The sequence below is a fragment of the Bacteroides sp. AF32-8BH genome, from assembly GCF_003435205.1.
Lineage (GTDB): Bacteria > Bacteroidota > Bacteroidia > Bacteroidales > Bacteroidaceae > Bacteroides > Bacteroides ovatus.
The window spans coordinates 52151-65138 of record NZ_QVLZ01000022.1; the positions used below are offsets into that span (position 1 = coordinate 52151).

The following is a 12988-nucleotide window of genomic DNA, read 5'->3' on the forward strand; positions in this document are numbered from 1 at the left end:
CCTCTTTCTTAAAGCGAGAGGAAAGGAACTATTAAATATCTAATTAATAGATCCTTATGTTTAGAATTTTATCCTCTCTAAGTTTCATGTCATTTCGTTGTATTAGCCTGTTTTTATATTTGCGCATCAAAGAAGGATTGATACTTTCTTGTTATAATCAGCTTGTACTGTTGCTTCATTTCTTTAGGCAAGAAAGAAATATCTATGAACTCTAACCATTTTTCGGCAACTTTGGTAAATTTAGAAAATAGGTTGTCTATGATCTTTTTCTCTAAACTGCAACTATTCATGGCAACTTCAAAATCAGAACGCTTGATTTTGCGTCTTTTTCCATAAAGTGTCAAAGCCAATTCTTCAGTGTCCTCCGGCATGAGGAGTGCCGTAGAGATCATGTCATATCCCGGGGTCAGTGAATAATAGCCTTTACGCTGACTATAAAGTGAAAAGTTTTTCAGATGCATATCCGCATTTCCGGTCAGCCATGAGAAAACGACTTGTTCCCAGAAATTTATTACGTCAAGTTTTGGCACAGAGGAATATTGCATAATTATCTTTGCTATCTTTTCATAAGAACCCTTATATTTATACTCTGTGAGGCGTTCCGAGAGCTGGCACATATCCTCCATTGGCAACTTTTCACCCTTTGCGGTTCTATCTATGCGTTTAGTGATATAGGCCAATTCGCCATCGGCAAAACGAATCAATGAATGAGGGACAACGTTCACTTTAGCCAATTCGGCAAGATGCATCGTTAAATCCTCAACTTCAGGCATGTATTTAAATTGTTCCGTTTGCGGTTTGAGAATATAACGTCCCCATAAACCAACGATAGTAAAGCGTTGCGGTTGGTTGGGGGACGATGATATATCGAGAGACAATTTTGCTTGCACTCCTGTAAGTGTGGTTTGTGAGCGTATGACTTGTTCGGCAAGTTGCTTAATATCCGCTTTTGTATAAGGTAGGAGAGGAACTGTTTTGCTCCCAAATATTTTCTTTCCGCATTGAGGGTGAAAATCAGTTTCTCCCTCGCCAAGTTCCTGATAACAATATAGGCATCTGCTCATCATTATTCTTTATTTAAGATGGGAATCACACTAACTGCACCGATACAATCTTTGCAACAGGCAAGCAGTAGTGACATACGGTCACGTCGATTTATCTTCCAACTTTTTTCAGCAATATCTAAAAGCCAGCCTTCAGGAATAAGACCGTCAAAGAATGGGAATAATATTAGACTTGTATATGGCTTTTCCGAGATTGGCAGTGTGAGGCTGATAGATTCCGCATCGCTGGATTTAATGTAGGCTGTATCATATTGAAAGGTATAGCCATTTTCATCTTCTGTAAGCAATCCTGCCAACTGGTCTTGGTTGTATATGAGTGCTTGTCTCATAGCTTGTTGAATTTACTTATTGGTACAACACCCACTTCCGTTCCAAAGAGACTAAGCACTTGATTTACTTTATCAAGACGCAAAGTCTGTTTCCCCTGTTCGAGTTCGCGTACAAAACGTAACCCGACTCCTGATTTTTCGGACAGCTCTACTTGGGTCAAGTTATGTTCTTTACGCATTTGCTTGACGTATTCTGATAATGATTTATCGTTCATATTATACCCTTTTGGGTACAAAGATAATGTAAATTTTCTATTTTACACCCTTTAGGGTATAAATTTAGTTGTAGATTTATGAATTATACCTTATGGGGTATAAGAAAACAGGTACTCTTTCTTTGGGAAGAAGGAGTACCTGTAGAGGAAAGTGATAGCAGATTATTCTTTCAAAGCCTCTTGTAAGTCAATACCCAGCGCTTTGGCAACTCCTGTTCCATATGCAGGATCGGCTTTGTAGCAGTTGCGCACATGACGTTGTTTGATAAACAATTCGGAGTCTCCCATGGCACGGGCTGTATTTTCGAACAATAATTGTTGTTCTTCAGCCGGCATCAATCGGAATAAGTCGCCCGGTTGGCTATAATAATCGTCGTCATATTCCCGTTCATTGTAGTTGTAAACTTCACCGGTAACTTTAAGAGGCGGTTCTTTCATGTCAGGAGAATCCTGCCATTCGCCGTAACTGTTCGGTTCATACCCTTTGGTAGCACCGTAGTTACCGTCTACGCGCATAGCACCGTCACGATGATAGGCGTGGAAAGGACAACGAGGCTTGTTGACCGGGATTTGTTCAGCATTCACCCCTAGACGATAACGTTGTGCGTCGCCATAAGAGAATAAACGACCTTGTAACATTTTGTCGGGAGACAGACCGATACCGTCTACAATATTCATCGGGTTGAAAGCAGCTTGTTCCACTTCAGCAAAATAATTTTCCGGGTTGCGGTTCAGTTCAAGGACACCAACATCTTGTAGAGGGAAATCTTTGTGCGGCCATACTTTAGTCAGGTCAAACGGGTTGATACGATAGTTGTCCGCTTCTTCCTCCGTCATTAACTGAATCTGGAATAACCATTTCGGATAATCGCCCTTTTCGATGCTCTCGAAGAGATCACGTTGATGAGATTCGCGATCTTTAGCAACTATTGCTTCTGCTTCCTGGTCTGTCAGATTCTTGATACCCTGCAAGGTACGCAGATGGAATTTAACCCAAATACGTTGATTTTCTGCATTGATAAAACTATAAGTATGACTGCCGAATCCGTGCATGTGGCGATATGAATAAGGAATACCACGCGGACTCATAGTGATAGTAACTTGATGTAATGCTTCCGGTAAAAGCGTCCAGAAGTCCCAGTTACTGTTCGGGCTACGCATATTGGTTTTCGGATCTCGTTTGATGGCATGATTCAGATCCGGAAATTTAAGCGGATCACGTAAGAAGAATACAGGAGTGTTGTTACCCACCAAATCCCAGTTACCTTCTTCCGTATAGAATTTCATAGCAAAACCACGGATGTCACGTTCTGCATCAGCAGCTCCACGTTCTCCGGCTACGGTGGAGAAACGGACAAAACATTCTGTTTGTTTTCCGACTTTACTGAAAATAGCAGCACGGGTGTACTTTGTAATGTCATGGGTGACAGTAAACGTACCGTAAGCTCCCGAACCTTTAGCGTGCATACGTCTTTCAGGAATTACTTCACGATCAAAATGGGCAAGCTTCTCTATAAGCCAGGGATCTTGTAACATTACAGGTCCGCGTTGACCTGCGGTTTGCGAGTTTTGATTGTCAGCGATAGGACGACCGTTCGCTGCAGTAAGTTTTTTCTTTTCCATAAATAGATTTTTTAGTCGGATACAAGTATAAGCAGACTGTTTCCTTTTATTCTTTCATCCGGGGTTTATAATATATAACAAAGATAGGCTTCTTTTGCTCGCTTGTCAAACAGATAATTTCTATCTAAAGATAGAGAATAACTATGAATTGTGTGTGTATTGTCTGCTATTTATTTTTCTACAAAGATTATTGTGCTGACACCCGGGTGTCGTACATCTTTTTATTGCATAAAAAAACTCCCGCACTTCCTTCACGGAAGACGGGAGCTTTTAAATAAACTATAGCTTATATATCTTTTGCTGATTATACGATACCTTGTGCCATCATTGCTTTAGCAACCTTCATGAATCCGGCTACGTTAGCACCCTTCACATAGTTTACGTATCCGTCAGCTTCTGTACCGTACTGAACGCAAGCTTCGTGGATATTCTTCATGATACTCTTCAGCTTTTCGTCTACTTCTTCAGCGCTCCAGCTTAATTTGATAGAGTTTTGAGTCATTTCAAGACCTGATACTGATACACCACCGGCGTTAGCAGCTTTACCCGGAGCATAAAGGATTTTTGCATCCTGGAATACTTTGATAGCTTCTGGAGTAGAAGGCATGTTAGCTCCTTCAGATACAGCGATACAACCGTTTGCTACCAACTGACGAGCGTGGTCACCGTTCAATTCATTTTGAGTAGCAGAAGGAAGAGCGATATCACATTTTTCACCCCAAGGTTTAGCTCCTTCTACATATTTGCAACCATATTTTTCTGCGTATTCACGGATACGGCCACGGTACAGATTCTTCAGTTCCATGATATAATCCAGTTTTTCGCGGTCGATACCGTCCGGATCGTAGATATAACCGTCAGAGTCAGAGCAAGTAACTACTTTACCACCCAGTTCGATTACTTTTTCGATTGTATATTGAGCAACGTTACCAGAACCAGAAACCAGACAAACTTTACCTTTCAAGTCAGTTCCTTTTCTCTTCAACATTTCCATCAGGAAGTAGATGTTACCGTAACCTGTAGCTTCCGGACGAATCAGTGAACCACCGAATTCGCGGCCTTTACCTGTAAATGTTCCGGTAAATTCATGAGCCAGTTTTTTATACATACCGAACATGAAACCTACTTCGCGGCCACCAACACCGATGTCACCAGCAGGAACGTCAGTTTCAGGACCGATGTGACGCCACAGTTCCAGCATGAATGCCTGTACGAAGCGCATTACTTCAGCATTTGACTTTCCACGAGGAGAGAAGTCGGAACCACCTTTACCACCACCCATTGGCAGAGTAGTCAGTGAGTTTTTGAATGTTTGTTCAAAGGCAAGGAACTTCAAGATAGAAAGGTTTACAGATGCGTGGAAACGGATACCGCCTTTGTAAGGGCCGATCGCGTTGTTGTGCTGAACACGGTAACCCATATTGGTCTGAATATTACCTTTATCATCCATCCAAGTCACGCGGAACTGATATACTCTATCAGGAATACACAAACGTTCGATCAAGTTTACTTTATCAAACTCCGGATGTTTGTTGTATTCTTCTTCAATAGTAGAAAGTACTTCTTCTACTGCTTGATGATACTCCGGTTCATTGGGAAATCTTCTTTTCAGATCGTCTAATACCTTTGCTGCATTCATAATCTTTTTTTTCTTTAATTGGTTGATATAAATAAAGTGCTAATTTGACAATTTGCTAATATACCGTTTGACTATGTGCTTTTGTGCTATATAGCAGATTTGCACATCTGCGTATGGGTACATCGGATATTTATTTTCGGTTGCAAAAGTAAAGATAAAAATTGAACTAGCAAACATTTTATAAAGAAAAATGCGATAAAACATCAAATTTGATATTTTATCGCATTAAAAATAGGAAAAAAGATATTTATTTGTTCTTTTTGATCGACTTATAGACAGGAATAAACACTAATGCTGCCGAAATGCCAAGCATTACCACCGTCATCCCGTCAATTCGTTCGGCTTTTGTCAGAACTAGATAGCAAAGCGCCAACCAAAGTAGGCTGATGCAAACTATTTGTGATTTGGATAACGGACGTTTCATTTACCTCCTCTTTTCTTTTTGTCAACGATGGCGTCGATCACGGCTACAGCTGTGATATTGACAATGTCGCGGACAGAGCTTTCGAAATCGGTGAAATGAATAGGTTTGTTCAATCCCATCTGGATAGGGCCGATGAATTCCGTATCCGGGTCCATTGCCTGCAACAGTTTGTAACCGGCGTTTGCTGAACTCAAGTTCGGGAAAATCAATGTATTTACATCTTTTCCTTTCAGGCGGGTAAACGGATATTTGGTATCACGCAATTCGCGGTTCATGGCAAAGTTTACCTGCATTTCACCGTCAATAGCCAGTTCCGGATATTCTTCCTGCATGTGGGCAACAGCTTCGTGCACTTTCACAGGGCTACCTGCAGTATCAGCACCGAAGTTGGAGTATGACAACATTGAGATAACCGGCGTGTGATTGAAGAAGCGAACTGTTTTATCAGACAATTTAGCGATGTCAATCAATGTTTCCGTATCCGGGTGGCGGTTAATCAGTGTGTCTGCCAGGAAGTAAGTACCTTTCTTGGAGTTCAGGATATGCATTGTTCCGAAGTGTTTGAAGCCCGGTTGGATACCGATTACTTCTTTGGCCACTTTGATCGTATTGCTATATCTTGTATAAAGTCCGGTGATGAAAGCATCCGCATCTCCTGTTTCCACCATCATCATACCGAAGTAGTTGCGTTCGAACATTTTATCGTTGGCTTCTTCATAAGTAAAGCCTTCGCGTGCACGTTTTTCTGCAAGAATGCGTGAGTAACGTTCGCGGCGTTCCGATTCGTCCGGGTGACGGAGATTGACGATTTCAATACCTTCCAGGCTAAGATCCATTTCTTCTGCCAGTTTTCCGATAGCCTCGTCATTTCCTAATAAGATAGGATGACAGATACCTTCGGCTTTCGCTTCAACGGCAGCTTTCAGCATATTCGGATGGATACCTTCGGCAAATACGACACGTTGCGGTGAACGGCGGGCTGTATCATACAGTTGGCGGGTCAGCTTGGATTCATAACCCATCAATTCGCGCAGGTGAACACAGTAAGCATCCCAGTCTTTGATTTCAGTGCGGGCCACTCCGCTTTCCATAGCAGCTTTTGCCACTGCGCAGGAAACTTCGGTGATGAGGCGTGGATCTACCGGTTTCGGGATAAAGTATTCCGCACCGAAAGAGAGGTTGTTCACGTGGTATGCCGCATTAACTACATCGGGTACCGGCTGTTTTGCCAGATTAGCGATAGCGTGTACGGCTGCAATCTTCATTTCTTCGTTGATAGCTTTAGCGTGAGTATCCAAAGCACCGCGGAAGATATACGGGAAACCGATTACATTATTAATCTGGTTCGGATAGTCAGAACGTCCGGTAGCCATCAGTACGTCAGGACGTGCTGCCATGGCATCTTCGTAAGAGATTTCCGGTGTCGGGTTAGCCAATGCGAACACAATCGGCATCGGAGCCATGCTGCGCACCATATCCTGGCTTAACACATTTCCTTTCGACAGGCCGAGGAATACATCTGCACCTTTGATTGCTTCTTCCAGCGTGTGAATATCCGTGCGGTCGGTTGCAAAAAATCTTTTCTGTTCGTTCAGATCCGTGCGCGCCTTGCTGATAACGCCTTTACTATCCAGCATGACGATGTTTTCGAGACGTGCACCCAGTGACACATACAATTTAGTACAAGATACGGCAGATGCACCTGCACCGTTCACAACGATTTTTACATCTTCGATTTTCTTTCCGGCCACTTGCAGGGCATTCACCAAACCGGCACTGGAGATAATAGCAGTACCGTGCTGATCGTCGTGCATGACAGGTATATCCAGTTCTTCTTTCAGGCGACGTTCGATTTCAAAACATTCGGGAGCTTTGATGTCTTCCAGGTTGATACCTCCGAAAGTAGGAGCAATAGCCTTTACTGCAGCAATAAATTTCTCTGGATCTTTTTCATCCACTTCGATGTCGAAAACGTCGATGCCCGCGTAAATTTTGAAAAGCAGACCTTTACCTTCCATTACAGGTTTACCGCTCAATGCACCTATATCACCCAGTCCGAGTACGGCTGTACCGTTGGAAATAACGGCTACCAGATTACCTTTAGCCGTATATTTATACGCATCTTGCGGATTCTTCTCAATTTCGAGACAAGGTTCTGCTACACCGGGAGAATATGCGAGTGATAAGTCGGTTTGTGTACTGTAAGGTTTGGTAGGCACTACCTCAATCTTACCGGGTTTGCCCTGTGAATGATAGAGCAAAGCGGCTTCTTTCGTTATTTTAGCCATGGTATTTATGAAATTTGTTAATAAGTTATCATTTGACCGCAAATGTAGGAATAAAAGTTCGAAATTGTAGCTGTTGATTAATAATTTCTATTAATTTTATAGCAAAATGGCTGAATTTATGATATGATATGTCAAGGATGTGTTTTTGTATTCTATTCCCTTTTAAATGCTATGATATTGATTTATTGAAATTTTAACAAGTGCTTTGGTTGTCGGCTTTAGTTATTTCGCTATTTTTGAATCGATATATGATTTAACCTTATTTTATAATGATTACCACCCAGCAACTTCAATTATTGAAAGAAGGAAATAAAAATGTTTTTGAGGCATTGTATCGTGGATACAATGCTCGCATTTATAATTTTGTCCTTTCTATGGTGAGCAATGCCGGGGTGGCGAAAGATATCACACAAGATATTTTTCTCCATATCTGGGAGAAGCGGCTTAATATCGATCTGGAAGGGAATTTTGACGGCTATCTTTTTAAAATATCCCAAAACATGGTATATCATTATGTAAGACGCGAACTCCTGCTTCAAAATTATGTAGACAGGCTTGCGAATGAGTCATCTGACGAATCCGTAGAGATAGATGAAGAACTGGATTATTTGTTTTTGGAAGAATATATCCTGAAACTTTTAGAAGAACTGCCTCCAGCGCGCCGGGAAGTTTTTATGCTTTATTGGAAATCAGGGTTGAACTATCGTGAGATAGCCGACCAGTTGAATATCTCGGAAAAGACTGTTGCCACACAGGTACACCGTTCTTTGGATTTCTTGCGTGACAAACTGGGAATAATTGCCTTTTCAGTCTCTCTCTTCTTACATGATATCTAATATAGAAGTTTTAATAAAAGTTAATATCTGAACTATTTCGATTTCTCTGTAGTCCTTTTCTGTCTCTCAAGACTAGTATAAATAGAACAGGAAAATTATGGAGCAACACGATTACATAGTACTATTGGAAAAATTCTTCAAAAAGGAGGCCTCTTCTGAAGAAAGAAGGATACTTATTGAATGGATTCGTAAACCCGGAATTCGTAATGAGTTTAATCTGCTTTGCGAGCAAATGTGGAAAGAAGCAGCCGTCGAAATCGATAAGACAGTGGAAGAAGAAATGTGGAACCATCTGCAGAGGAATCTGGATGAGCCCAAGATACTATCTCCGAAGAAACGGCGCTGGCAACCTATTATATATAAGGTGGCAGCCACTATCTTATTACCGGTTTGTTTGGGACTGGCCACTTACTTTGGGGTAGAACACATGAATAAGGTGTCACAGGACCCTTTCATGGTGGCTGTCGATTATGGACAGAAAGCGAATCTGACTTTGCCCGATGGAACGAAAGTCTGGTTAAATTCGGCTACTCATCTTTCTTATGATGCGGAGTACAACAAATCCGACCGGAAAATCTATTTGGACGGAGAAGCCTATTTCGAAGTGGCGAAAAACAAAGATAAACGTTTTATCGTCTGCTGCAATGATCTGGAGATAGAAGCGTTGGGAACCACCTTTGATGTGAAAGGCTATTGTGACGATCATTCTGTCACAACACTGCTGGCAGAAGGAAGCGTCAAGGTTTCTAATAAAACGGACGTAACCTTGTTGAAACCCGGGGAGAAGGTAGAATACCATAAGAACAAGCAGACATTTACTAAATCGCCCATCTCGGATATGCGTGAAATCGACTTTTGGCGGAACAATATGTTGATTTTTAATTCATCCTCTTTAGCGGAGATCGCGACTACGCTGGAGCGGATGTACGGAGTGAAAGTCGTGTTTGACTCCGAGAAACTGAAGAACGTGCCATTTTCCGGAACCATCCGGAACAGCAGCTTGCATAATGTATTTTACATTATAAGCCTTACTTATCCTTTAACCTATGAGTTAGAAGGAGATACGGTGAGAATAGGAAGTAGTATTAACTAAAAAGGACGATTTATGGAAGACACCTCATAATAAAATAAAGAGGGTAGAATTATGTAGCAGCATAATTCTACCCCGAAATCAAATACGGTTTATACATGATAGTAAAAAAGAAATTTTCCTTATGCGGATAAGGGAAAGGGAATCCTTTTTGCTTCACGATTTTACAAAGATAATAAAAAGTCTAATTTTCAGACTTATATTTTAAAGAATTTAAAGCTAATTACTAATGAGAAAACAATTACATATCATATTCAGGCTTGTTATGTTCAGTTGTATCTTGTTGTTTGTGTCTCAAGAGGCAAGTGCGCAGATCACTTTCTCTGTGAAGAATCAGACGATACGCCAGACGATACGAGTGATTGAAAAGAAGGCTGATTACAGCTTTTTTTATACGGATAAGCTTCCCGGATTAGATCAAAAAATTTCATTGACAGTGAGTAATGAAAGTATTGATGCGGTTTTAGAAAAAGTTTTCAAAGGATCATCTATTAGTTATAAAATAGAATCGGGTAAGCAAGTGGTGCTTACTCTGAAAAGTGAACAGAACGCCCCCCAGAAAGGCGATAAGAAAACAATCACCGGTGTTGTGGCCGACCGGAGGGGAGAACCCTTGATTGGTGTCACAGTGAGAGTGGAGGGAGAGAATATTGGAACCGCTACCGATATAGACGGTCGTTTCTCTTTGGAAGCTCCTGTGGGGGCAAAAATCAGTTTCTCCTATATCGGTTATGTTTCCCAATCTCATACGGTCAATAAGCAGAACATATACAATGTGTCATTGAGCGAAGATTCGCAGGTACTGGAAGAGGTAGTCGTAGTGGGATACGGGTTTATGAAACGGAAAGATATTACGACTGCGGTATCTGTCGTTTCCACGGCAGATATTGAAGAACGTCCGATTATGACAGCTGCACAGGCTATTCAGGGAAAGGCAGCCGGTATTCAGGTTGTGCAGCCGTCGGGTATGCCGGGTTCCGGAGTGACAATCCGGGTGAGAGGAGCCACTTCGGTACAGGCATCCAATGAACCGTTGTATGTGGTGGACGGTTTGCCGTCGGATGACATTTCGAATATCAGTCCGAATGATATTGAAAGCATGCAAATTCTGAAAGATGCCTCATCGGCAGCTATTTACGGAGCACGTGCGGCAAACGGAGTAGTGTTGATTACGACTAAAAGAGGAAAGATCGGTGCACCACAAGTGAAAATGAGTGCTTATGTGGGTTTCTCTAAATTAGGGAAAAAAATAGATGCGTTGAATACAGAACAATATAAAGACTTGATGAAAGACTTGAAAGCAGTTTCGGATGTTGCCCCCAATATCCCCGAAAGTGAAACGCGCTATGTGGACTGGACTGATTTATTCTTCGGTACGGGTGTCAATCAGAACTATCAGTTGTCTGTGGCAAATGGAACCGAGAAACTGCAATATTTTGTTTCCGGAGGTTATTCCGACGAACAGGGTATCGTGGAAAAAGCACATTTCAATCGGTATAATTTCCGTGCAAACCTGGATAGTGAGCAGACCAAATGGCTAAAGATGGCACTCAATTTTGCATATTCGCATACAGGCGGACAATGGGTGAACGAAAGCCGTAGTTCTTTGCGTGCCGGTTCCATCTTATCCGTTGTGAATACTCCTCCGTTTATGCAGAAGCGGAATCCGTATGATCCGAACGAATATGATGAACAGGCTTACGGTGCACGTATTCTGAATCCGCTGGCTGCCAATGCCGCAGACAGTAACACGAATACAGACCATATAAATGGCTCACTCGGCTTCACGGTTGACATACTCAAAGGACTGAAGTTTAAAACCACTTTTGGCATTGAACTGACCAATGAACATTGGGACTACTATCTGGACCCGATTTCAACTTCGGACGGACGGGGTACAAAAGGGCGTGTGGAAGAGAGTTTCTCACGAAACTTCGAATGGCTTTTTGAAAATTTGCTGACCTATGATTGTTCATTCAACAAACATAACCTTTCTATTTTGGGAGGGGCTACCCAGCAGCGTGCACAATATAACGGTTCGTGGATGGCAGGTTTCGACCTGGCAGAGTCTTATCCCGATATTCATTCCATCAGTGCCGCCAATCAACTGGATAAGGATGCTTGCGGTTCTTCTGCTTCCGCATGGACGCTGGCCTCTTTTCTGGGTCGTGTAGCCTACAATTACGACAGCCGTTATTTGCTGACAGTTAACTTCCGTGCAGACGGTTCTTCTCGTTTTGCCCCGGGACATCGTTGGGGTACTTTCCCTTCTGTTTCTGCAGGTTGGAGAATTTCAGGCGAAAAGTTCATGCAACCTTTACAAGACATTGTTACCGACCTGAAATTACGTGCCGGATGGGGTATGAATGGTAACCAAGGCGGTTTTGGAAACTACGCTTACATGGCTTCCATGAGCGTCAGTAAACTGCCCGTTTCGGAGGGAAACTTATATCCGGGACTTGCCATTAAACCCGGCTCGGCAGCCAATAAAGAACTGACCTGGGAAAAAACAAGCCAATGGAATCTGGGACTCGACCTGACCATGTTTGATTCCCGCTTATCCTTCTCGGTTGATGCTTACTACAAAAAGACCACCGATTTACTATTGACAGTCAGCCTGCCGGAGAATGTGGTGCCGAGCAGTGTGACAAGAAACGACGGTGAGATGGTGAATAAAGGTATGGAGTTCACTCTCTCTTCCCAGAATTTTAAAGGTAACTTTCAGTGGAATACCGATTTCAATATATCTTTCAACCGGAATAAGCTGACGAAGCTCGGTTTGAATAAAGTTTATTATTATGCTGAAATGTACGAATCCAAGGAGAAAGCCGTCATCCTGAAAGAAGGTCTTCCGTTAGGCACATTCTTTGGTTACATATCAGAAGGCGTTGATCCGGAAACCGGAGATATTATCTATCGTGACTTGAATGGTAACGGTTTTATCGATCCGGAAGATCGCACTACTTTGGGAAATGCCCAGCCCAAGTTCATTTACGGTATGACGAATACATTTTCGTATGCCGGTTTCGACCTGTCTGTATTCTTGCAGGGAAGTCAGGGCAATAAGATTTTTAATGCATCGCGTATTGATATGGAAGGCATGACAGACTTTAGAAACCAGTCGGTTCGTGTGTTGGATCGTTGGAAACGACCGGGTATGATTACCAATGTCCCCCGCGTTGGTAATACAGAGAATAATCATAACTCCTCCCGTTTTGTAGAAGATGGATCTTACCTGCGCCTGAAAACAGTCACTTTATCCTATAATTTTCCTAAGAAATGGTTGAATAAGATACATCTGTCCAGATTGCAGGCTTACGTCACCGGACAGAATCTCTTCACACTGACTAAATACAAAGGATACGATCCTGAAGTAAATGCTTTTGGCGGAGACTCCGTTGCTCAAGGGGTGGACTATGGTACTTATCCTCAATCGAGGGCGGTAATTTTTGGTTTGAATGTTGAATTTTAATAGCTGCG

The 12988-nt window shown here is 42.2% G+C and carries 10 protein-coding genes; 3 read left to right on the forward strand and 7 right to left on the reverse strand.

Annotated features, from left to right (window positions below):
- Positions 1 to 113: 113 nt before the first annotated feature.
- The 7 genes from DWZ47_RS16485 to DWZ47_RS16515 form a co-directional block, all read right to left on the reverse strand.
- Positions 114 to 1064: a HipA domain-containing protein gene (locus DWZ47_RS16485; RefSeq protein WP_032855996.1), complete on the reverse strand. Its 951-nt coding sequence runs from the start codon at positions 1062 to 1064 to the stop codon at positions 114 to 116.
- Between the two features lie 2 nt (positions 1065 to 1066).
- A complete protein-coding gene (locus DWZ47_RS16490) occupies positions 1067 to 1393 on the reverse strand; it encodes a HipA N-terminal domain-containing protein (protein ID WP_004297663.1) in 327 nt (108 codons plus the stop codon).
- Positions 1390 to 1608, reverse strand: a complete 219-nt coding sequence (locus tag DWZ47_RS16495) for a helix-turn-helix transcriptional regulator (protein ID WP_004297664.1) — start codon at positions 1606 to 1608, stop codon at positions 1390 to 1392. The genes DWZ47_RS16490 and DWZ47_RS16495 overlap by 4 nt, the downstream gene beginning before the upstream one ends.
- A gap of 162 nt (positions 1609 to 1770) precedes the next feature.
- Positions 1771 to 3231, reverse strand: a complete 1461-nt coding sequence (locus DWZ47_RS16500; protein WP_004297668.1) for a catalase — start codon at positions 3229 to 3231, stop codon at positions 1771 to 1773.
- A 304-nt stretch (positions 3232 to 3535) separates the two neighbouring features.
- Positions 3536 to 4870 carry an NADP-specific glutamate dehydrogenase gene (locus DWZ47_RS16505; RefSeq protein ID WP_004297671.1) on the reverse strand — a complete coding sequence of 445 codons (1335 nt, stop codon included), beginning with the start codon at positions 4868 to 4870 and terminating at the stop codon, positions 3536 to 3538.
- 247 nt (positions 4871 to 5117) lie between these two features.
- Positions 5118 to 5294 (reverse strand): hypothetical protein, encoded by a 177-nt coding sequence (locus tag DWZ47_RS16510; RefSeq protein WP_004297674.1) that lies wholly within the window; start codon positions 5292 to 5294, stop codon positions 5118 to 5120.
- Positions 5291 to 7582, reverse strand: coding sequence for an NADP-dependent malic enzyme (locus tag DWZ47_RS16515; RefSeq protein ID WP_004306858.1), 2292 nt, complete (start codon positions 7580 to 7582; stop codon positions 5291 to 5293). Before DWZ47_RS16515 ends, DWZ47_RS16510 begins: the two co-directional genes overlap by 4 nt.
- Positions 7583 to 7851: 269 nt before the next feature.
- Here DWZ47_RS16515 and DWZ47_RS16520 point away from each other — a divergent pair, with 269 nt between their 5' ends.
- The 3 genes from DWZ47_RS16520 (at position 7852) to DWZ47_RS16530 (ending at position 12980) form a co-directional block, all read left to right on the forward strand.
- Positions 7852 to 8418: an RNA polymerase sigma factor gene (locus DWZ47_RS16520; protein WP_117513825.1), complete on the forward strand. Its 567-nt coding sequence runs from the start codon at positions 7852 to 7854 to the stop codon at positions 8416 to 8418.
- 97 nt (positions 8419 to 8515) lie between these two features.
- Positions 8516 to 9511: a FecR family protein gene (locus DWZ47_RS16525; protein ID WP_008776325.1), complete on the forward strand. Its 996-nt coding sequence runs from the start codon at positions 8516 to 8518 to the stop codon at positions 9509 to 9511.
- Positions 9512 to 9737: 226 nt separating this feature from the next.
- Positions 9738 to 12980, forward strand: coding sequence for a TonB-dependent receptor (locus tag DWZ47_RS16530; RefSeq protein ID WP_032849568.1), 3243 nt, complete (start codon positions 9738 to 9740; stop codon positions 12978 to 12980).
- The last annotated feature ends 8 nt before the right edge of the window (positions 12981 to 12988 follow it).